The organism is Alcaligenes ammonioxydans (assembly GCF_019343455.1).
Classification (GTDB): domain Bacteria; phylum Pseudomonadota; class Gammaproteobacteria; order Burkholderiales; family Burkholderiaceae_B; genus Alcaligenes; species Alcaligenes ammonioxydans.
The window spans coordinates 1,091,974-1,112,661 of sequence record NZ_CP049362.1; the positions used below are offsets into that span (position 1 = coordinate 1,091,974).

At 56.7% G+C, this 20,688-nt stretch carries 16 protein-coding genes and 1 pseudogene; 14 read left to right on the forward strand and 3 right to left on the reverse strand.

All coding sequences use genetic code 11. The annotated features are described in order from the left end of the window. Nucleotide 1: 1 nt before the first annotated feature. Nucleotides 2–2,350, reverse strand: a complete 2,349-nt coding sequence (locus tag FE795_RS04935) for a Tex family protein (protein ID WP_003802503.1) — start codon at nt 2,348–2,350, stop codon at nt 2–4. A 160-nt stretch (nt 2,351–2,510) separates the two neighbouring features. Here FE795_RS04935 and FE795_RS04940 point away from each other — a divergent pair, with 160 nt between their 5' ends. The 8 genes from FE795_RS04940 to FE795_RS04975 all read left to right on the forward strand — a co-directional run bounded on the left by FE795_RS04940 (nt 2,511) and on the right by FE795_RS04975 (nt 12,003). Then, nucleotides 2,511–4,565 carry an ATP-dependent DNA helicase gene (locus FE795_RS04940; RefSeq protein ID WP_131071399.1) on the forward strand — a complete coding sequence of 685 codons (2,055 nt, stop codon included), beginning with the start codon at nt 2,511–2,513 and terminating at the stop codon, nt 4,563–4,565. A gap of 407 nt (nt 4,566–4,972) precedes the next feature. Then, nucleotides 4,973–6,454, forward strand: coding sequence for a SulP family inorganic anion transporter (locus FE795_RS04945; RefSeq protein WP_003802500.1), 1,482 nt, complete (start codon nt 4,973–4,975; stop codon nt 6,452–6,454). A 263-nt stretch (nt 6,455–6,717) separates the two neighbouring features. Further along, nucleotides 6,718–7,083: a cupin domain-containing protein gene (locus FE795_RS04950; RefSeq protein WP_230406269.1), complete on the forward strand. Its 366-nt coding sequence runs from the start codon at nt 6,718–6,720 to the stop codon at nt 7,081–7,083. Next, nucleotides 7,080–8,405: an NAD(P)/FAD-dependent oxidoreductase gene (locus tag FE795_RS04955; protein WP_059318783.1), complete on the forward strand. Its 1,326-nt coding sequence runs from the start codon at nt 7,080–7,082 to the stop codon at nt 8,403–8,405. Before FE795_RS04950 ends, FE795_RS04955 begins: the two co-directional genes overlap by 4 nt. Nucleotides 8,406–8,453: 48 nt before the next feature. Further along, on the forward strand, nt 8,454–9,446 hold the full coding sequence (gene dctP, locus FE795_RS04960) for a TRAP transporter substrate-binding protein DctP (RefSeq protein ID WP_131071400.1): 993 nt from the start codon (nt 8,454–8,456) through the stop codon (nt 9,444–9,446). 20 nt (nt 9,447–9,466) lie between these two features. Continuing rightward, complete coding sequence (locus tag FE795_RS04965; RefSeq protein ID WP_219235771.1) at nt 9,467–9,973, forward strand: TRAP transporter small permease; 507 nt, start codon at nt 9,467–9,469, stop codon at nt 9,971–9,973. Nucleotides 9,974–9,975: 2 nt separating this feature from the next. Next, nucleotides 9,976–11,271 carry a TRAP transporter large permease gene (locus FE795_RS04970; protein ID WP_003802490.1) on the forward strand — a complete coding sequence of 432 codons (1,296 nt, stop codon included), beginning with the start codon at nt 9,976–9,978 and terminating at the stop codon, nt 11,269–11,271. 51 nt (nt 11,272–11,322) lie between these two features. Beyond that, on the forward strand, nt 11,323–12,003 hold the full coding sequence (locus FE795_RS04975; RefSeq protein ID WP_003802488.1) for a TetR/AcrR family transcriptional regulator: 681 nt from the start codon (nt 11,323–11,325) through the stop codon (nt 12,001–12,003). A 271-nt stretch (nt 12,004–12,274) separates the two neighbouring features. Here FE795_RS04975 and FE795_RS04980 read toward each other — a convergent pair whose 3' ends face one another. Beyond that, a complete protein-coding gene (locus tag FE795_RS04980; RefSeq protein ID WP_080584985.1) occupies nt 12,275–13,108 on the reverse strand; it encodes an outer membrane protein assembly factor BamD in 834 nt (277 codons plus the stop codon). 59 nt (nt 13,109–13,167) lie between these two features. On the opposite strand from FE795_RS04980, the gene FE795_RS04985 reads away from it, so the two are divergent. The 5 genes from FE795_RS04985 (at nt 13,168) to phaR (ending at nt 18,121) form a co-directional block, all read left to right on the forward strand. After that, nucleotides 13,168–14,133, forward strand: coding sequence for an RluA family pseudouridine synthase (locus FE795_RS04985; RefSeq protein ID WP_059318785.1), 966 nt, complete (start codon nt 13,168–13,170; stop codon nt 14,131–14,133). Further along, nucleotides 14,115–14,882 (forward strand): peptidoglycan editing factor PgeF, encoded by a 768-nt coding sequence (gene pgeF, locus FE795_RS04990; protein WP_131071401.1) that lies wholly within the window; start codon nt 14,115–14,117, stop codon nt 14,880–14,882. The genes FE795_RS04985 and pgeF overlap by 19 nt, the downstream gene beginning before the upstream one ends. A 142-nt stretch (nt 14,883–15,024) precedes the next feature. Continuing rightward, nucleotides 15,025–16,656, forward strand: a complete 1,632-nt coding sequence (locus FE795_RS04995) for a PHA/PHB synthase family protein (protein WP_059318787.1) — start codon at nt 15,025–15,027, stop codon at nt 16,654–16,656. A gap of 126 nt (nt 16,657–16,782) precedes the next feature. Then, the gene (gene phbB, locus FE795_RS05000; protein WP_003802477.1) at nt 16,783–17,520 is read left to right on the forward strand and encodes an acetoacetyl-CoA reductase; all 738 of its coding nucleotides are present in this window, start codon (nt 16,783–16,785) and stop codon (nt 17,518–17,520) included. Between the two features lie 58 nt (nt 17,521–17,578). Continuing rightward, a complete protein-coding gene (phaR, locus tag FE795_RS05005; RefSeq protein ID WP_003802475.1) occupies nt 17,579–18,121 on the forward strand; it encodes a polyhydroxyalkanoate synthesis repressor PhaR in 543 nt (180 codons plus the stop codon). 4 nt (nt 18,122–18,125) lie between these two features. On the opposite strand, the pseudogene FE795_RS05010 reads toward phaR, so the two are convergent. After that, nucleotides 18,126–19,267, reverse strand: a pseudogene (locus tag FE795_RS05010) (GNAT family N-acetyltransferase). 139 nt (nt 19,268–19,406) lie between these two features. On the opposite strand from FE795_RS05010, the gene FE795_RS05015 reads away from it, so the two are divergent. Next, a complete protein-coding gene (locus tag FE795_RS05015; RefSeq protein ID WP_003802472.1) occupies nt 19,407–20,369 on the forward strand; it encodes a hypothetical protein in 963 nt (320 codons plus the stop codon). Nucleotides 20,370–20,688 lie beyond the last annotated feature (319 nt).

Sequence of the window (20,688 nt, forward strand, 5' to 3'; positions counted from 1 at the left end):
CTTATCTCCGAAGTTTGCTAAAGGCCGCTGCCATGGCACCTGTTGGTGCCGGTTCAGCTTGCCGGTTGGGGCGATTGTTTCCGGAACGGCGCTGGGGAGCGTTGCTTGTGCTGCTGGAACCACGCACCGGGGCGCTGTCGTCGTTCAGGCGCATGGTCAAACCAATACGCTTGCGGGCTACATCCACTTCCTGGACTTTAACCTTAACCGTCTGACCTACGCGAACCACATCACGTGGATCTTTCACAAAGGTGTCCGACAGGGCGGAGATATGCACCAGGCCATCCTGATGGACACCCACATCCACAAAGGCACCAAAGTTGGCCACATTGGTGACCACGCCTTCCAGAATCAGACCGGGCGTCAGGTCATTCAGGGAGTTGATGCCTTCCTGGAATTTGGCGGTTGTAAATTCAGGGCGTGGGTCACGACCGGGCTTTTCAATTTCGTTAAAAATATCACGCACGGTGGGTAAACCAAAGCGCTCATCCGTAAAGTCCGAGGGAGACAGGCCTTTGAGGGCGCCTGATTTACCCATGACATCGCTGGCCTGGGCCTGTAAGCGCTCCAGAATACGAGCGGCAACCGGGTAGGCTTCGGGGTGAACGGCAGACGCGTCCAGGGGGTTGGCTGCGCCGGGAATACGCAAGAAGCCCGCTGCCTGCTCAAACGCTTTCTCGCCGAATCGGGGTACTTCGCGCAATTGTTTGCGGCTCTGAAAAGCCCCGTTCTCGTCACGCCAGGTCACGATGTTTTTGGCCAGAGTGTTGTTCAGCCCCGAAACCCGAGCGAGCAGGGGAGCAGAAGCAGTGTTCACGTCCACCCCGACTGCGTTCACACAATCCTCGACTACCGCATCCAGACTGCGGGCCAGCTCGCGTTGGTTGACATCGTGCTGGTACTGCCCGACACCAATGGATTTGGGGTCGATCTTGACCAGCTCGGCCAGGGGGTCTTGCAGGCGGCGGGCGATGGAGACGGCACCACGCAGGCTGACGTCCATATCAGGAAATTCCTGGGCAGCCATTTCCGAAGCAGAGTACACCGATGCCCCTGCCTCGGACACGACCACGCGGGTCAGTGGCAGTTGCGGGAAGGCCGACTGAAGGTCGGCCACCAGTTTTTCTGTTTCACGCGACGCTGTGCCGTTGCCAATGGCTACCAGTTCAACCTGGTGACGGGTAGCCAGACCGGCCAGGGTGCGAATTGCCCCTTCGCGGTCGCGACGAGGCTCAAAGGGGTAGACGGTGGCGGTATCCAGTACCTTGCCGGTGGCATCGATCACAGCGGCTTTGACGCCGGTACGAATGCCAGGGTCCAGGCCCAGAACGGCTTTATTGCCCGCGGGGGCGGCCAAGAGTAAATCGCGCAGGTTGGCGGCAAACACGCGGGTGGATTCCTGCTCGGCTTGTTCGCGCAGACGACCAATCAGCTCGGATTCAAACGCCGTCAGCAACTTGACGCGCCAGGTCCAGCGGCAGACCTCGGCCAACCAGTGATCCCGTGGGCTGGCGTCGGCGGAAAAGTCAGCGCCAATATCGGTCAGTTCCGCCACTTTCAGCACACAAGGGTGCGGCAAAAGCTGATCCTGTTCGGGGTTCAGGCCCAGGCGCAGGTCCAGCGCACCTTGCTGACGACCGCGCAACAAAGCCAGTACGCGGTGAGAAGGTAGTTGGCGCAGCGCTTCGTTAAAGTCGAACCAGTCGCGGAATTTGTCACCTTCCTGTTCCTTGCCTTCGGCAACCTTGGAGTACAGGTGGGCGGACTTCCACAGATAGTCGCGCATGGCTTCCAGCAAATCGGCCTGTTCAGCAAAGCGCTCGGCCAAAATGTCGCGGGCGCCGTCCAAAGCGGCCTTGGCTGTGTCGATTTTGGCCTCGGCATTCAGGTAGCCTTCGGCCAGGGCCAGTGGATCGGCCTCTTTTTGGGCCAGAATGGCGTCTGCCAGCGGCTCCAGACCCGCTTCGCGGGCAATTTGGGCACGGGTGCGACGCTTGGGCTTGTAAGGGGCGTACAAGTCTTCCAGACGCTGCTTAGTGTCCGCTGCCAAAATGGCCTGTTCCAGCTCGGGCGTCAGTTTTTCTTGCTGGCGGATCGATTCCAGAATGGCATGACGACGCGATTGCATATCGCGCAAATAGATCAGGCGCACTTCCAGATCGCGCAGGACATTATCGTCCAGGCCACCGGTGGCTTCCTTGCGGTAACGGGCAATAAAAGGGACCGTGGCCCCGTTGTCCAAGAGCTCGACCGTGGCGGCGGCTTGTTGGATGCGGATGTTCAGTTCAGAGGCCAGTAGCGCCAGAATCTGTTGGTGATCCTGTTGCTGGGCGAGGGTTTCCACAGTCATTTCAGTTATGGGTCCATCGTTGTAAAAGGGTCTGCAAGCGCCGCATTTTGCCATAAAGACCGGCAGCGACCCAGAATTGGCAGGTATCATCTTGTATGTATTCCACTGTGATTGTAGACAGTTCTGTCTTTCATCACCTCACCCTTAGCGGTTTTGCCCCATGTTGTTGCAGGATTATTCCGATATATTTTCCCCTCAGGGCCCCCTGGCAGGGTCTGTCTCGCACTATCGTCCGCGGCAGGCTCAGCTGGAGCTGGCCCAAGCCATCAGCGAAACGGTCGCCGACTCCGGCGTGCTGATCGCCGAGGCCGGTACAGGAACGGGCAAGACCTGGGCCTATCTGGTGCCTGTGTTCATGCAAGGGGGCAAAGCGCTGGTCTCGACCGGCACGCGCACCTTGCAGGATCAATTGTTCCGGCGCGACATTCCCCACTTGCGCAAGGCGCTGGCCCTGCCGGTGGATGTGGCCTTGCTCAAGGGGCGCAGCAACTATGTTTGCCATTACCATCTGGAGCGCCTGGGGCAGGACGACCGAGCCCTGAAGTCCCGTGCGGAGATCGCGTATCTGCGAGCCATCCAGCTTTTTACCGAGCGCAGTCGCAGTGGCGACAAAGGCGAACTGGCCGAAGTCCCTGAGGATGCGGACATCTGGCATCGGGTCACGTCCACACGAGATAATTGCCTGGGGCAGGATTGCCCCTTTGTACGTGACTGTTTCGTGATGAAAGCGCGCCGCCATGCTCAGGATGCCGATGTGGTGGTGGTGAATCATGCCTTGTTCATGGCCGACTTGGCCCTGCGCGAAGAGGGTGTGACGGATTTGCTGCCCAGCGTGGATCTGGTGGTGTTTGACGAAGCCCACCAATTGCCCGACGTGGCCACCCGTTTTCTGGGTAGTAGCGTGTCCTTGTACCAATTGACCGATTTGTGTCGGCAGATTGAAGCGGCAGGTCTGGCCCAGGCGCGCGAGACCGTGGACTGGAGTCAGGTCGCCCGCAAGTTGGAGCAAGCCGCTCGGGATTTGCATTTGCGAACCGCGTCGCTGGCGGCTCAAGGTGGCCGTGCAACGTTCCAGGCCTTGCCCGAGCCGGAGCTGTTTGATGAAGCGCTGGAGCATTTGCTGGAAACCTTCGACAAGGTCATCAAGATGCTGGCCATGGTGGCGGAGCGGCATCCTGATCTGGCCGCGGCTCATAAAAGCGCCTTGGACTTGCGGGCGCGTTTGTTCCAGTGGAGCCAGCCGGATCGTCAGGGGCGCCATGCCTACCTGCCTGAAAGTGAAAAAGAGCAGGACCAGCCCGATGAGTTTGTCCGTTGGGTCGAAAGTGGCCAGCACTATTTGCGTTTGCACAGTGCTCCTTTATCGGTGGCCAAGATTTTTTCGCGCTACAGAGGCAAGGAGCAGTCCTGGGTGCTGACCTCGGCCACCTTGTCGGTGCATGGCGATTTCAACCACTTCAAGCGACAGCTCGGTTTGTTTGATGCTCGCACCGAAGCCTGGGCTTCACCGTTCGACTATCCGAATCAGGCACTGTTTTATGTGCCCAGCACCTTGCCGCTTCCCAGTCATCCGAATTTCAATCAGGCTTTCGTGGATGCGCTCATCCCCCTGATCAAGGCCGGGCAGGGCGGGGTGCTGGTGCTGTGCACCACCTTGCGTTCGGTGGAGCGAATCGCTGAGATGTTGCGGGATCGATTCGATCGGGAAGACATTGAGCGTAACGTGCTGCGCCAGGGAGAGCGATCGCGGCAAGTGCTGCTGGATGAGTTCCGGGCGCGTGGCAATGCGGTGCTGGTGGGCAGCGCCAGTTTCTGGGAAGGGATTGACCTGCCCGGTGATGCACTGACTCTGGTGGCAATCGACAAACTGCCCTTTGCGCCACCTGATGATCCCGTGCTGGAAGCGCGTATCAAGGAGTGCAAGGATCGAGGTGGTAATCCCTTTATGGAATACCAACTGCCAGAAGCCGCGATTGCCTTGAAACAAGGAGCAGGGCGCCTGATCCGTACCGAGCGCGACTGGGGCGTGTTGATGGTGGGTGACACCCGTATTGTCGAGAAACCCTACGGCAAATTGCTGTGGCGGGGTTTGCCACCCTTTGCCCGTACTCGTGATCCTGCCCGTGCTCTGGCGTTTCTGCGGGAGCAGAAAGCCCGGCGGCAAAGCGAGGAAGTGACGGATGTCTCGATGCAAGATGGTCCGGATCAGCGCTGACGGCGCCATTAAGGAGCTGCTTCCGTACACCCGTTCATAGATCAAGATAATGCTGGAGGTCGGTTGTTTGGCCGATTTCCAGTTTAGTCGGGTGCTTGTTTCCAGAGGCAAGAAACGCTTTTGTTTTCTGAGTACAATGACGGCTATGGCTACCCTTGCTTACTTCACATTGGAACCGCTGGATTACCGGGGCGCAGCCATGCCTCGCGGACACTTCCACTCCGTTACACCGCCCTAAGTGGCACTAGCGCTGCAAGAGCGCTCTCTTCTTGCCCCCTACCTGTTTGACTGGTCTGTAGCTATCCATCGCTACGGGCTTGCTCTTGTTTGCCTTGCACGTTCTGCCCTTGTTTGTGGAGTAGGGCGTTGTGAGCGCGTCTATCCCTTGTTTGCTAAGGGCAGTGTTCATGTTTATTGAAAAAATGAGAACGGAGTGGTTCTCCAACGTTCGGGGTGATTTGCTGGCTGGCCTGGTGGTGGCCTTGGCCCTTATTCCTGAAGCGATCGCATTTTCCATTATTGCCGGAGTCGATCCTAAAGTCGGTCTGTATGCCTCTTTCTCTATCGCGACGCTTATTGCTTTTGTTGGCGGGCGACCCGGGATGATTTCGGCAGCGACCGGGGCGATGGCCTTAGTGATGGTGACCTTGGTGAAAGAGCACGGGCTCGACTATCTGTTGGCTGCAACCATTCTGGCAGGAGTACTGCAAATGTTGGCTGGGTTTTTACGCCTCGGCCAGCTTATGCAGTTTGTCTCTCGGTCGGTTATCACGGGCTTCGTCAACGCGTTGGCTATCTTGATTTTTATGGCCCAATTGCCAGAGTTAAGCAATGTCGCCTGGCCCGTTTATGCGATGACTGCGGCAGGTCTGCTTATCATTTATGGATTGCCTTATTTCACCAAGGCGGTGCCTTCGCCCTTGGTGGCCATTGTTGTTCTAAGTATTGTGTACATGGTTTTGGAACTGGATATCCGTACCGTCGGCGATATGGGAGCCTTGCCGGACAGTTTGCCCAGTTTTTTGATCCCACAGGTTCCCTGGACGTGGGAGACCGTGCAAATTGTCTTTCCTTATTCTGCCACCCTATGTGTCGTGGGCCTGCTCGAATCATTGATGACGGCCACCATTGTGGACGATATGACCGACACCACGAGTAACAAGGATAGAGAGTGTGTCGGTCAAGGTATTGCCAATATCGCTACGGGTTTTGTGGGAGGCATGGCTGGTTGCGCCATGATTGGTCAGTCAGTGATCAACGTGAAATCCGGTGGCCGCGGTCGCCTGTCCACCTTAACGGCGGGTGTGGTGCTCTTGATACTGGTTGTGTTCCTGGGGGAGTGGGTGAAGCAGATACCTATGGCGGCCCTGGTCGCTGTGATGGTGATGGTTTCTATCAGCACCTTTAATTGGCGCTCGATCAAGGATCTGGTGGTTCACCCCAAAACATCCAGTGTCGTCATGTTGGCCACGGTGGTGGTAACGGTGGCCACGCATGATTTGGCCAAGGGAGTACTGACAGGCGTTTTGTTTTCTGGCGTGTTCTTTGCACATAAAGTTCGCCGTGTTTTGCAAGTTAGCTCCAGCCTTAGCCAGGATGCCCAGACCCGTACGTATGTCGTGTTTGGGCAGGTGTTTTTTGCTTCTGCAGAGAGCTTTGTTGAGAAGTTCGACTACCAGGAGAAAGTGGCGCGCATTTGCATCGATGTAAGCCAGACACGATTCTGGGACTTAAGCTCGGTCGCAGCGCTGGATCGGGTTGTGCTGAAATTGCGCCGTGGTGGAACCTATGTCGAGGTACACGGTTTGGATGCCAGCAGCACGGCGATGGTGGCGCAATTTGCCAGTTATCCCAGAAATAAGGATATGGATTCCGTAAGCGTTCATTAATTGAAACGGCCGGAGCTGGATGCTCCGGCTTTAAGTTTTATGGATTGGCCATTGTTGCTCCTGATTGAAAGTAGTTAGGCCCCGGCTTTCAGTCTTTTACGGCGCTTCATCTACTGAAAATAATCATTCAGGTTTAAACAAAAAACGTAACTGATCGCAGGGTAATCCCCATACTCCATGTCATTGACTCACCAAATCTGACTCATTACCATCTCAACATACAACTATGTATGTTCTAAAACCACTTGTGTTTGGTGATCCGCATGACAAGAGAAAAAGCGTTGCCGCGAGTAATGCGTTTTGACGATTTGGTCTTTCAGCCTCGGCAGGAAAAGCCAGAGATGGCGCAGTTGGCGGAGATTGTGGGCGAGGATGACGGTACGCCTCTGGGGGCGGGGTATGCACGTTTGAATCAGGCCCGTATTGAATGGACCGTGCTGTATGACGAGGTCGTGACGGTGATTGAGGGCAGCATGCGCATTCACACCCCTGAGGGCATTCTGGAGGCGGGGCCGCGCGATTGCATCTGGCTGCCTGCTGGCACCCCCTTGATCTATGAAGCAGACTCCGCGCTGATTCATTACTGTCTGCACCCCAGCAACTGGGCCAGCGCACGGGCGGCGACATGAGCATCCAGAACATTACGTGTCTGCCCGAGAACGACAAGACCAATGGCTGGAGTCGCTTGCTGGCTCCCCGCACACCCAAGCCCGCCTTGGCTAACGACGTGCACGCTGACTGGGTGGTCGTCGGTGGTGGCCTGGCCGGCTTGGCCGCAGCCCGTCGCCTGGCAGAGAATCGCCCCGGCGATCGCATCGTTGTGCTGGAAGCGGATCAGGTGGGCGAGGGCGCGCAAGGTCGAAACTCCGGCTTTGCAATTGATAGCCCTCATAACGTCGGCAGTTCCATGGGCGAGCTGGATGCCGCCCGCTCGCATGTACGCCTGGCGCGTACCGCGATTGCTTACTTGAAAACCCAGGTCGAGCGTTACGGCATCGAGTGCGACTGGAGTCCCATCGGGAAGTTCCACGCCGCGGTTTCCGAGGAAGGCGTACGCACAACCTTGAAGCCTACGCTGCAAGTGCTGGAGTCCTTGAAGGAACCGCATGAGTGGCTGGACGGCAAGGCGCTGCACGACAAGCTGGGATTCAAGCATTTCCGCACAGGCATTTATACCCCCGGCACCGTGTTGTTGAACCCGGCCGGTCTGTCGCGTGGTCTGGCCGACAATATGCCTCCCAACGTCACCGTCTACGAAAAAACACCTGTGCTGTCCTTGCAGCAAGGCGATGGCGTCACGCTGGAAACACCCGGTGGCAAGGTTCGTGCAGGCAAGATGATTCTGGCCGTGAACGTCTTTGCGGAGCAGTTCGGTTTTTATAGCGGCAAGCTGATGCCGATGGCGGCTCATGCCAGCTTGACCCGTTGCCTGACGGAAAGCGAACAGCGCGAACTGGGTGGTTTGCCCAGCTGGGGTTTGACGCCCGCCAACGCCTTTGTGGGCATTACCATGCGTCGCACCAATGACCAGCGCATTCTGATTCGTCAGCACATGACATACGCTCCCAGTTTGCGTAGCGATGACGAGAGCCGTCGCCGCGTGCGCATTGAGCACAAAACCCTGTTTGACGAGCGTTTCCCGAATCTGAAGAACGTGGAAATGGAGCACACCTGGACGGGCTTCATCTGTCTGTCCCGTAACGGCTCGCCCGGCTTTGGTCAGGTGGCCCCGCATGTGTATTCCGCAGTGTGCCAGAACGGGGTGGGGCTGACCAAGGGCACGATCTCGGGCATGTTGGTCGCGGATCTGGCTTGCGGTCTGGACAATCCCTTGATTGCCGATATGCAGGCTTTGGGGCAACCCGATGCCTTGCCGCCACGCCCGTTTCTGGATATCGGCGTCCGGGCCCGTTTGGGCTGGGAGCTGTGGCGAAACCGGGCGGAAGCCTGATACTCAAAGTGTGAACAATAAATTTAAAAGAGATACCCAGGAGGAGTTATGAAGCTGTTGAGCAAGACTTTGCTGACTGTGATGTTCAGCCTGAGCGCGGCCACCGTGTCCGCGCAAACCATGCGCATTGCGACGGACTCGGGCGCGCAAGGTTCACCCAGTGGTGATGCCATCGAGAAATGGGCGGCTCTGATTAAAGAAGGCACGCAAGGCGCTTTGTCGCCGCGCGTGTTTTATCAAAACCAGTTGGGTGGTCAGGAGGAGGTGTTCGACCAGCATGTGGCTGGTGATGTGCAGTTGATGCTGAACTGGCCCATGACCTCTTACGACAAGCGCATCGCGGTGATCTATACGCCCTATATGTTCACCACCTGGGAGGAGGCGCTGGCCGCTTATCAACCGGGTGGCTGGCTGAATCAAACCCTGGATGGTGTGTATAAGGAAAATGGCTTGAAGTTTTTTGGCGCCTGGCCTGAAGGGTTCAATGGAGTGGCCACCAAAGGCAAACATGCGCTGACCGTGCAGGACGCCAAAAATATCAAGGTGCGCGTGCCTCCTATCGCCCTGATGCAGCAGTCCGTGCAGGCCATGGGTTACCAGACGGCCGCCATTGATTGGGGTGAAGTGTTTACCTCGATTCAGACCGGCGTGGTCGATGGCGATGCAGCCAACGTCATTTATTACGACTACGAGTACTTCCGGGACACGCTGGATTACTACGTGCGCAGCAAGCAGCAGTTTATTACCGGTGTGCTGTCCATGAACCTGGAGGCCTGGGAGGCCTTGAAGCCCGAGCAGCAGCAAGTCGTTCAGGCTTCGGCCATCGCCATCATGAAGGATCAGTTCGCCAAGGCTCAAGAGACCGACGCGGCAGTGGTCGAGAAATGGAAAGCCTTGGGCAAACACTATATCGAACTTGACAAGGATCAACTGGCCGCGCTGGGAGAGCATGTCCGCGCGCAGGTCTGGCCGTCCATGAAGTCGCAGGTAGGCGATAGCATCATGGCGCATATCGAGAAAAATGCCTCGGCGCTGAAGTAAGCAGCGGCGTACAAGGGAGTATGACTGTGAGTGAGGACCTTCCGATCAAGCAAGGCCCGGCCCTGATCGCCCTTCAATGGCTGGCCATTGTGTCCAGCATTGTAGTGGCGGCAGGTTTGGCCTACGTGGTGGCTGCGCGTTATTACCTCCACTGGCCAGCAACCGGTGTCCATACCATTGTGATGGTGGCGGCGATTTGGCTGTACATGACAGGGGCGCTGATCGCCAGCCAGTCCCGTCAGCATCTGGTGGTGGATTACCTGTCCCATCGTTTGAAAACGCCGCGTGCGCGAGCGATTCACCGATTCTGTGTGACAGTGCTGGTGCTGCTAATTGTGGTGGCCTTTGCCTATTGGACCTTGCGCATGTTCATGTGGGGATCGCGTTTTTCCACCACGATGGCCGAGCTGTCTATCCCTGTCTGGGTTCCTCAGTCAGCTATCGGTCTCAATGCCCTCGGCAGTCTGGCCTATGGCTTGCGTGATGTCTATGAGTCCTGGATGGCCTTGCAACGGGGAGAATATTAATCATGCATGCTGGTTTTTCTGTTCTCCTGCTTTTGTTCCTGCTGGGCGTGGGAGTGCCGGTGGCCTGGTCTTTTGCCGGTACGCTTTTGCTGCTGACCTGGGTGTATGACGTCAATCTGAATACGTTGATGCTGCAGGGTTTTCGCTCTTTGAACTCCTTGGTTCTTCTGGCTTTGCCTTTATTTATCATGGCGGGGTATTTGATGCAGGCCGGCGGGATCGCCCACCGGCTGGTTGGCTTTGCCGAAATGCTGGTCAAGAACCGCCGCGGGGGGATGGGGGCCAGCATGGTCCTGGCTTCCGGGGTGTTCGGAGCCATTTCGGGTACGGCTTCTGCAGCGGTTGCCTCGATCGGAACGATTCTGGTCGACCCCATGGAGCAGCGTGGTTATCCGCGCCCCTATTCAGCGGCCTTGCTGGGAATTTCTTCTTTGCTGGGGATTCTGATCCCACCATCGATCACCATGATCTTGTTTGCGGTTGTCACCCAGCAGTCCGTGGTGGCCTGTTTTGCGGCAACAATTGGTCCCGGGCTGCTCCTGATGGTGGGTTTGATCCTGTTTAATTACGTGGTCGCAGGACGTTGGTTCAAAGAGCAGCCCACGCCACCAGCCTCCGATACAGGCCGTCGCTCTGCATTGGGAAGCCTGCTTTTGGCGATTCCCGCCTTATGCATCCCCGTGCTGATTCTGGGGGGGATTTACGGGGGCGTATTCACGCCAACCGAGGCAGCGGCGGTGGCGGTTGTGCTCGTGATTGGGATTGGCTGCTTTGTGTATCGTGAGCTGACTTTGCGCAAGTTATGCGACAGCTTTGTACGCACGGCCGAGACCACAGGCACGGTCATTCTGATCTTGCTGTTCTCTTTCCTGATTGGCCGTATCCTGGTGGCGCAGGGCGTGCCGCAGGACCTGACAACTTTTGTGACAGGACTGGTCGATAGTCCCATCGGCATTTTGTTGATGGTCAATGTGTTTTTGATTCTGGTGGGGATGATTATCGACGACGTGTCGCTGACCGTTGTCGTCGCTCCCTTGCTTCTGCCTTTGGTAGGCGTGGCGGACGTCAATCCGATTCAGTTTGCCGCCATCGTGGCGTGTGCTGTGATTGTGGGTTCCAACAGCCCGCCCATGGCGCCGGTGCTGTACATGTCCTGTCGCATCAGTAAGGTGACAGTCCATCGCTCTTTTGGCCCGGCCATCGCCATGATCGTATTCGTCGCCATTCCGGTTCAATTGATCACTACCTTCGTGCCCGCTGTTTCCTTGGCGTTTCCACGAATGCTGGGTCTGTTATAAGAGGAGCGCCGGTATACTTTGGCGACTAAAGCGACTCTACAAGCAGGCGATATGAGTGATAAGGAACTGATTGAACGGGTGGCCCAGGCCGGGGCCCTGACCGAGCCCAACGTGCATCTGACACGGGCGGACTGGCTGGAAGCCGCTATCCGCCTGTTCATGCAGGAAGGGGTGGAGGCCGTGCGTATCACCCGGCTGGCGCAGCTTATGGCCGTCACGCGAGGCAGTTTTTACTGGCATTTCAAGGACAGGGACGACCTGCTGGACGGGCTGGTTGGTTTTTGGGAGCAAAAGAACATGCGTTCCACCATGCTGGCGCTGGAGAACGTGGACAATTTGCAAGATGGCATGTTGTCCCTGTTCTCCACCTGGCTGGACGTGTCCCGTTTTGAGCCGGGTCTGGATATGGCCATGCGGGATTGGGCAAGGCGCTCCGAGCGGGTGCGGCAAGCCGTCGCGCGGGCGGACAAGGCCTGCATGAACGCCTTGGCCAATTTCTTCCAGCGCATGGGTGTGGAAGAGATCGAAGCCCAGACCCGAGCCCGGACCACGTATTTTTGCCAGATAGGCTATTACCTGATTGGTCTGCAGGAGGATCTGGAGGACCGGATGGTGTATTTGAACGACACCATGAAAATCCTCGGAGGCCAAGCCTTAGACCCGGCCAAGGCCGAGGCTTTTGCCGAGCGCATGTATAGCGTGCAAAAGGACAATGCCAGGAAAGAGCGGTGATACTTAGGATGCTCTGGAGCCAGTGGGGGGATGGGCGGACTCGGATGGCCGCCAGGGCACGGAGCTATCTGATGGATAGTCTTATTGATAGTCCTTGCTCGGATGATTAGGACAACACAAGCTGGCAGGGAACATCAGTTTGAAGGTAGAAAAAAACTAAAAGGGCCGAATCCTGGATGGGATTTGGCCCTTTTTTGGGTTGCGTTCTGCGAGACGTTTTATTGTCGCCTCACAAAGGCAGCGCGTATTGTGCGCTGCTTTGCTTCAAGGCTTAGAACCAGTTGATCGGGTTCCAGTAATTCACCTTGGAATCCAGCCCTTCCTTGAAGTACTTCGAGTCAGGGAAGTTTTCGTCCATCACCCGCTTGGTGGTGTCGCGCAGTTCGGTCTGACCCAACTTGTCGTAGGACAGGTACATCAAGTACAGCGCACGTTCAGCAATGGGCACGCCTTTGAAGTCGGTAATGACGGTCTGCGCACGGTTTACGGCCGCCACGTACGCCCCACGCTTGTAGTAGTACTCGGCCACGTGTACTTCGTTCTGTGCGATGGTGCTGACCAGCCAGGTCAGCCGCTTGGCTGCATCGGGCGCGTAACGGCTGTTAGGGTAGCGTTGCAGCAGATCGTTAAAGGCTTCGTAGGACTCACGCAGACCTTTGGGGTCACGCTCGCTGGGGTCCTGCTGGGTGATATTGGACAGGGCCGCACTGGGAGGCGTAAAAGAAATCAGCCCTTTCAGGTACAACATGTAATCGGTGCCAGGGTGGCTGGGGTATTGCTTCTGAAAGCGGTCAATTGCCGCCAGGGCCTTGGCAGGCTCGTCGTCCTTCCAGTTGATGTAGGCTTGGTCGATCAGCGATTGCTGTGCATAGGTGCCAAAGGGATAGCGGGACTCGACGGCTTCCAGGCGGGTACGCGCGTCTTTCCAGTTGCCGGCCGCCATCTCTTCACGGGCGTCTTTATACAAGCGCTCGGCGGTCCAGCCCGAGGTAGGGTCAACTTCTTTTTTGGTAGTGCCGCAGCCAGCAAGCAATGTGGCAGCCAGCATTAATGCGGCTACGTGGGCCAGCTTGGTACCACGAATACGTGGCAAGTTCAGGTTCATGCGAGTCACAAAAGCGTCCTTGGTGTTAGCATTGCTGCTCAATTATATGATTTGTCGCCATGCCTGACACAGATACTGAAAAAGATAGTGTTGTTTCTTCCGACGCACTGCGTTTTATCCTTCCCATCTCCGCGTCTCCCGATCGTCTGGACAAGACTTTAGCGCGTTTGCTGCCGCAGCATTCGCGCAGCCGTCTGCAGTCCTGGGTCGAGAGCGGGCATGTGCTTGTCAACGGCCAGGTGGTCAAGGTCAAGCATACGGTTTATCCCGGTGACATTGTTCAGGTCTGGGAGCAACAGGCACCCGAAGACATGGCGTTCGAGCCCGATGACGTGGACTTTGAAATTGTGGCTCAAAGCGATTCCTGGCTGGTGGTTAACAAGCCGGTAGGTCTGGTCACGCACCCGGGCGCGGGTAACTGGCGCGGCACCTTGCTCAATGGTCTGCTGTTTCGCTTTCCCGCTTTGCGTCAGGTGCCCCGTGCCGGTGTCGTACACCGGCTGGACAAAGATACGTCCGGCTTGCTGGTTGTCGCTCGCACGGAAGTTGCTCAAACCCACTTTGTCCGACAATTGCAAGAGCGTAGCATGGGACGCCAGTATCTGGCCCTGGTTCATGGCGTATTGCCGGGTCAAGGTTCGGTCGAGGAGCCCATCGGGCGTGACTTGCGCGTTCCCGTACGCATGAGTATCGGGCCCTCTGTCGCTCCCAAGCCGGCAGTAACGCATTATCAGATGCTGCGTCAGGGCTATGCCGGTGACGAGGCGGTGACCGAGGTGGCGTGTCGCTTGGAGACAGGGCGTACCCATCAGATCCGGGTCCACCTGAGTTCGATCAAGCACCCCTTGCTGGCCGATACGCTTTATGGCGGTCGGGCCGTGGCGGGCGCGCAGCGTCAAATGTTGCACGCTCATGTGCTGGAGTTTGAGGACCCCGATACCGGCGAGCGTCGTCGCTTTTCGGCCGAGCCACCGGCTGATTATCAATCTGTTGCAGAGACGATTGAATGGCACACGCACAGCTGATTCCTACGGTTGGCGGCCCCGAACAAGCGGGACTGCTTTATTTCTGTACGACTCGTGCCGGTGGTGTCAGCCAGGGCGAGCGGGAAAGCCTGAACCTGGGGCTGAATACGGGTGATGATCCGCAGCGGGTGCAGGCCAATCGTCAGCGTATGGTGGACTTTTTGGGCGTAGAGCCGATCTGGCTGGCGCAAGTTCATGGCACGGATGTGCTGGATGCCGATCAGGATCTTTTACCCGCCGAGCCTCGGCAGTTTGACGCCGCCGTCACTACCCGTAGCGACCGCACGCTGGCTATCTTGACGGCCGACTGCCTGCCCGTCGTGATCTGGGACGAGCAAGCCCGGGTCGTGGGGGTTGCTCATGCCGGTTGGCGTGGCTTGCAGGCCGGGGTGCTGGAGCGAACCTGGCAGGCGATGGTAAGGCGCTGCCCGCAAGCGGGTTCCTGGCAGGCCTGGATTGGGCCGGCCATCAGCCAGAAGCACTTTGAGGTGGGGCAGGAGGTGTTTGATGTCTATGTCCGGGCGGAACCTGAATTGGCTACTTTTTTTAATGCGGGAAAGCATCCCGGCAAATGGCAGGCAGATTTGCCCGCCATTGCGCGCCATCGCTTGGAACAATTGAGTCCGGGCGCCATGAAGGTGCATCTAAGTGGCTTGTGCACGTTCGAGGATGATGCGCGGTTTTACTCCTATCGCCGTTCGCCGCAAACGGGCCGACAAGTCACCATTGCGCGTCTGGCCCATCGCTAGCCGTTTTTTGTTCCTACGCACTATGAAAAGCAGGCTTTGGTTTCAGTTGATGGTGTGTCAGCCTAATTAATTACCCCAATTGACTGGGTTTGCGACGAACGTCATGCTCTAAGCGTATTTGCAATTCGTTTACAGGTGGCAGATGTCGAGTAACAACCGTGCTTTTCAAGGTTTTGGCAAACCGATCGATGCCGCCCGCTGTGCTGAATTGCAAGCCCATTACCTGCAGCAGTGGCAGAATTTGTGGGAACAGGCCCAGCGTGGCGACTTGCCCCCGGCGAAAGACAGACGGTTTGCCGATGCCGCTTGGCAGAACAATCCTACCGCCCTGTTCAATGCCCATGTCTGGCAACTGAGTGTTCAGGCCATGAACGATATGCTCGGTCTGATGGAGCTGGATGAGGCCCAGCACGAGCGTCTGAGCTTTTCCACCATGCAGTGGGCCGAGGCCATGTCGCCCAGCAACTACCTGATGCTCAATCCCCAGGCCCTGCAGACCATGATGGATACTGGCGGCCAGTCGGTCCTGGAGGGCATGTCCAATTTTATGGAGGACTGGCAAAAAGGACGTTTGACGCAAACGGATGAAAGCCAGTTTCAGCTTGGGGTTAACGTGGGCACCACGCCTGGTGCTGTGGTGTTTCAGAACGATATCTTTCAGTTGATCCAGTACGCGCCCACCACCGCGATGGTGCATGCCGTGCCGTTGCTGATCGTGCCACCGTGCATCAACAAATTCTATATTCTGGATTTGCAGCCTGAGAATTCCTTTGTGCGTCACGCCCTGGATCAGGGCTTGACCGTATATCTGATGTCCTGGCGAAATCCTCAGCCTACCGATGAGCCCCATATTCATGCCCTGAGCTGGCAGGATTATCTGGAGCAAGGCGTGCTCGAGGCGGTTCGTGTCAGTCAGGAGCTATCGGGGCAGGACAAGATCAATACACTGGGTTTTTGCATCGGAGGCACCTTGCTGGCCAGCGCGTTGGCGCTGGCGCGTGCCAAAGGGCAGGAGCCAGCCGCGTCCATGACCCTGCTGACCACCATGCTGGACTTTAGCGATGTCGGCATGCTCAACGTCTTTATCGACGAGGCGCAGGTTGCCTTTCGGGAGTGGCAGTTGGGGCAGGGGGGACTGCTCAATGCCCGTGAACTGGCCAGTACCTTTTCGTTTTTGCGTCCCGCCGAACTGGTTTGGAATTATGTGAGTAGTAATTATTTGCAGGGCAAGAAGCCGCCTGCGTTTGATTTGCTGTATTGGAACTCTGATGGCACGCATCTGCCCGGTCCTTTTTTTACCTGGTATCTGCGTAACACCTACTTGGAAAACCGTCTGATTCAGGATGGGGGAGTGCCGGTCGGTCAGTATCGTGCTGACCTGAGCAGCCTGGCTTTGCCGGTTTATGTGTACGGTTCCAAAGAAGACCATATTGTGCCGTGGCAATCGGCCTATGCTTCTTTGCGGGCGTTGCCTGCTGCCCAAGCTCGTTTTGTGCTGGGAGCATCGGGCCACATCGCTGGCGTCATTAATCCCCCTGCCAAGCAGCGCCGTAACTACTGGGTGCTGCAGGAAGATGAGCCCCTTGCCAGCCTGCAGGCTCAGCAGTACCTGGAGCGGGCCCAGTCTGTTCCCGGCAGTTGGTGGACGGATTGGATTGCCTGGCTTGCGCCCTTGTCGGGATCGCGGCGTCGCGCCAAACGGCGCTTGGGCAATGCGCGCTATCCCGTTCTGGAAGAGGCGCCTGGCAGTTATGTAAAAGTGCGTGCCAGTTAATTTTTCCGTTTTTCAGATTTTGGGAGCAGGGCCGCTGGCCTGCTTCCTTCATCCCGATGTCAGGCTTTCTCATTGCCCGGACTGGCGCAGGGATATGAGCTTTGTCACCCCTTTCTGGAGATGTCTATGAGCAGCAAAGTAGCTTACGTAACTGGTGGTATGGGAGGGATAGGGACAGTCATTTGCCAGCGCCTGGCCAAGGACGGTTTCACCGTGATTGCAGGCTGCGGCCCCAATCGTGATTTTCAGAAATGGTTGGGCGAACAGGCCGAATTGGGTTACGCCTTTCATGCGTCGGTGGGCAACGTAGCAGACTGGGACTCCACTGTCGAGACGTTCAAGAAAGTGTTTGCCGAGTTTGGCCGTGTGGATGTGCTGGTCAACAATGCAGGGATCACGCGCGATGGCACCTTTCGTAAAATGAGTCAGGAAGACTGGCGTGCCGTGATCGACACCAATTTGAACAGCCTGTTCAACGTGACCAAGCAAGTGATCGATGGCATGGTGGAGCGTCAATGGGGGCGTATCATCAATATCAGTTCGGTCAATGGGCAAAAAGGTCAGTTTGGCCAGACCAACTACTCGACAGCCAAAGCCGGTATTCATGGCTTTACGATGGCCTTGGCTCAAGAAGTTGCCAATAAAGGGGTGACAGTCAATACTATTTCCCCCGGATATATTGGCACCGACATGGTCCGGGCGATTCGTCCTGACGTTCTGGAGAAAATCGTCGCTACCATTCCGGTGGGCCGCTTGGGCACCCCCGATGAAATCGGGTCCATGGTTGCCTGGCTGGCGTCGGGTGATTCGGGTTTTGCCACTGGCGCGGATTTCTCCCTGAATGGCGGTCTGCACATGAGCTAAGGCTTGCAGACGTACACAGTGCATGTTTTGTTTTATTGATTAGGAAGTAAGCACCAGCATGGGATCTCCTCGACTCATCAAGAAATACCCCAATCGTCGCTTGTACGACACACAGGCCAGCGCTTACATCACCATGGTTGATGTCAAGCAGCTGGTGCTGTCCGGGGAGGAGTTCGCGGTCGTCGATGCCAAAAGCGGCGAGGACCTGACGCGCAGCATTTTGCTGCAGATCATTCTTGAGGAGGAAAGCGGGGGTATCCCCATGTTCTCCACTCCAGTGCTGATGCAGATCATCCGCTTTTATGGCAATGCCATGCAAGGGGTGATGGGCTCGTATCTGGAAAAGAATATTCAGGCATTCATGGAGATTCAGGAACGCATGACCGAGCAGTCCAAGGGGATGTATGGTGGCCAGTTTGGCCCCGAGGCTTGGGCGCAGTTCATGAGTGTGCAGGCCCCGATCATGCAAACTGTCATGAACAGCTATATTGATCAAAGCAAGAATCTGTTTGTTCAAATGCAGGACCAGATGCAAGATCAGACCCGGCAAATGTTTTCGGTCTTTCCTTTTGCGCCACCGGGCAAAGACAAGAAAGACTGATTGTTCAGTCCACCCGTGTTTTAAACGGGGTGTGTTGGCTGAGCACTTCCTCATAGCGGGCCACATGGCCCGCTTCTTCGTGCAAAAACGCATCAATTGCTTGAGCAAAGCGAGGGTCTGCGATCCAGTGAGCGGAGCAGGTCGGTGTGGGCAACAGGCCGCGCGAGAGTTTGTGTTCCCCTTGTGCGCCGCCTTCAAAAAAGCGCAGTTGCTGCGCAATGCAAAACTGAATCGCCTGGGTATAGCAGGTCTCAAAATGCAGGCCGGGTACGTAGGCAGTACAGCCCCAATAACGTCCGTACAGGGTGTCCTTGTCGCGTAGCGACAGGGCGCAGGCAATATATGCTCCCTGTTGGCGTGCCAGAATCAGTACCAGGGACTCGGGGATCTGGTCGCGCAGGCGGGCAAAGAAGTCTCGGTTCAGATAGGGATGCTGGCCACGCTCCTGGTAGGTATTGGCGTAGCAGCGGTAAAAAAAATCCAGATCCCGCTCGCTGATATCCAGGCCCTGTTTGTGCTCAAACGATAGACCTTGCTCGTAAACCTTGCGGCTGTCCTGCCGCATTTTCTTGCGTTTCTGTTGGGTTAGCGAGGCCAGAAAGTCCTCGTAGCTGGCGTAATCGCGGTTCTGCCAGTGAAACTGCACATCCTGGCGCATCATGAAGCCCGCTTGTTCCAGAGCCCACCGGTCGTCTGCGTGAGGGAACAGCACATGGACAGAGGACAGTTGATTGCTGCGCGTCAGTTCAATGAGCTGCCGTGCCAGCAAGACGCGATCTTCTGGTGTACCGGCCAGCAGACGTGGGCCGCTGACAGGCGTAAACGGAACCGAACACAAGAGCTTGGGGTAGTAGTCCAGACCATGACGTTGATAGGCCTGAGCCCAGCCCTGATCAAACACGTATTCCCCCGGGAGTGATGCTTCAGATACAGCGGCACGGCGCCGCACAGAGTCGCACCACGATGCATCAAGAGGTAATGCGGCGACCAGCCTGTCTGAGGGGTGACGCAACCGCTTTCATGCAAACTCGTTAAAAAAGCATGGCTGACCAGCAGATGATGGCCCGACAAGGTGTCCCAGCCTGCCGCATCGAGCTGGTTCAGTTGCGTGCAAAGGGAAAATTGGAGTGATTCTGTGCTGTCCATGGCAATCGGGGCGGTGGTGAGCCTATTGTGAAACAGAGCAGGGCATACGTCCTGAGGGCTTTGTATACTAGCCAGCGTTTTATGCAAAGGGAAGGCTTGTTTGGCATCGGTGCCCAAACGGGTTCAATTAGAGACATTCATGAAGAAAATTGCCGGTGCGTTGGGCCTTGCGATCATGCTGGCGACCTCAGCTCAAGCAGGCCCGGCCTGTGAGTATCTGCGTCATTACGTGGCTTTGGAGCCGCAGTCGGGTGCCGAGCTGCAGATGCAAGATGAGCAGGGAGCTTGTCGTGTTCACAATGCCCAATGGTCAACAGGGTATTCGTCGATGCTGCTGGCCTTTGATGAGCTGGTTTTGCAAGATAAGGGATTGGCCGATTTTTCGGGGCAGCAAGATATGCCTCAAGCCATAGAAATGGCGATCAGCGGTATTTATGTTTTGACGGGGCGGCTGCCGGGGCAGGACTACATTATGCGCCTGCAAGCCAAGCCGATGGATTTTTCGCTTAAATACCAATGGGACCCAGCCTCGGCCCATCTGTATCTGGAGCAGCTTCGGTTGCGCAGCCAGTCCCTGCGAGAATTTCGGGTTCAGGCGCAGTTTGGCATTGAGTCCGCAGCGGGACGCGCCTTGAGCCAGAGCGAGCTTGAGCAGGCGCAACTGAAAAGCCTGAGGCTGTATCTGGACAATCAGAATCTGATTCAATCCATGGTCATGCCAGTTGTGGTGATGAGCATGAGCATGGATGAGGACCCGCGCCCCTCTATTGATAAGGCTTTGCTGGCGGCACGCACCGCCGTGCGACTTATGCCTGACTCAGTGGCTGATCGGGACAGCCGCCATGCCTTGCTGGCATTTATTGGGCAGTTGCCCGCTCCGCAAGGGCGATTGTCCTTGGATGTCAAGATGGACCCGCCGTGGTCCATGGTGCATCTGGAGCCAGGAGTGTCTGTTGACGGGGTGCGGCAAATGCTTTCTGGTCTGAGACTGCACGCGAAGTTCGAGACGGGGCAGACCCCGGCTGTGTATGCCTGGCTGCGCGATCATGTGCGGTCCGGTTTGCAGTGGTTTGCGCAGCGCAAGACGGCGGTAGCGCCGTAGTGGTCGCTGAACGTGCTGGTTCGTCAAGGCTTTGGGGACGGCCAGGGGGCAGGCCATACGACAAGCCATACGCTTGTCAGGTGATAGGCAGCAGATGATTGCCGGAAAATAAGGACAAAAAAACCGCCGCATAAGCGACGGTTTTTTAAATTTGGTTGCGGGGGCGCGATACAGAACCCGGAACGAAAGTATAGAGTTACATAAAAGTTACAACCCGCCTAGAGCGGGTTTTTTTTGTGTCCACAGCCTGTAACGCATTTGAGTGGCATGAACTTAGTAGATATAAGCTGGTTACTGTGACACTACGTCTGGTTGAACG

Coding starts and splice junctions, on each gene's coding strand:
- FE795_RS04980 (WP_080584985.1), bottom strand. CDS start 13,108: ATGAACCTGAACTTGCCACGTATTCGTGGTACCAAGCTGGCCCACGTA.
- FE795_RS04995 (WP_059318787.1), top strand. CDS start 15,025: ATGTCGAGTAACAACCGTGCTTTTCAAGGTTTTGGCAAACCGATCGAT.
- FE795_RS04955 (WP_059318783.1), top strand. CDS start 7,080: ATGAGCATCCAGAACATTACGTGTCTGCCCGAGAACGACAAGACCAAT.
- phbB (WP_003802477.1), top strand. CDS start 16,783: ATGAGCAGCAAAGTAGCTTACGTAACTGGTGGTATGGGAGGGATAGGG.
- pgeF (WP_131071401.1), top strand. CDS start 14,115: ATGGCACACGCACAGCTGATTCCTACGGTTGGCGGCCCCGAACAAGCG.
- dctP (WP_131071400.1), top strand. CDS start 8,454: ATGAAGCTGTTGAGCAAGACTTTGCTGACTGTGATGTTCAGCCTGAGC.
- FE795_RS04965 (WP_219235771.1), top strand. CDS start 9,467: ATGACTGTGAGTGAGGACCTTCCGATCAAGCAAGGCCCGGCCCTGATC.
- FE795_RS04940 (WP_131071399.1), top strand. CDS start 2,511: ATGTTGTTGCAGGATTATTCCGATATATTTTCCCCTCAGGGCCCCCTG.
- FE795_RS04935 (WP_003802503.1), bottom strand. CDS start 2,350: ATGACTGTGGAAACCCTCGCCCAGCAACAGGATCACCAACAGATTCTG.
- FE795_RS04970 (WP_003802490.1), top strand. CDS start 9,976: ATGCATGCTGGTTTTTCTGTTCTCCTGCTTTTGTTCCTGCTGGGCGTG.
- FE795_RS05015 (WP_003802472.1), top strand. CDS start 19,407: ATGAAGAAAATTGCCGGTGCGTTGGGCCTTGCGATCATGCTGGCGACC.
- FE795_RS04945 (WP_003802500.1), top strand. CDS start 4,973: ATGTTTATTGAAAAAATGAGAACGGAGTGGTTCTCCAACGTTCGGGGT.
- FE795_RS04950 (WP_230406269.1), top strand. CDS start 6,718: ATGACAAGAGAAAAAGCGTTGCCGCGAGTAATGCGTTTTGACGATTTG.
- FE795_RS04975 (WP_003802488.1), top strand. CDS start 11,323: ATGAGTGATAAGGAACTGATTGAACGGGTGGCCCAGGCCGGGGCCCTG.
- phaR (WP_003802475.1), top strand. CDS start 17,579: ATGGGATCTCCTCGACTCATCAAGAAATACCCCAATCGTCGCTTGTAC.
- FE795_RS04985 (WP_059318785.1), top strand. CDS start 13,168: ATGCCTGACACAGATACTGAAAAAGATAGTGTTGTTTCTTCCGACGCA.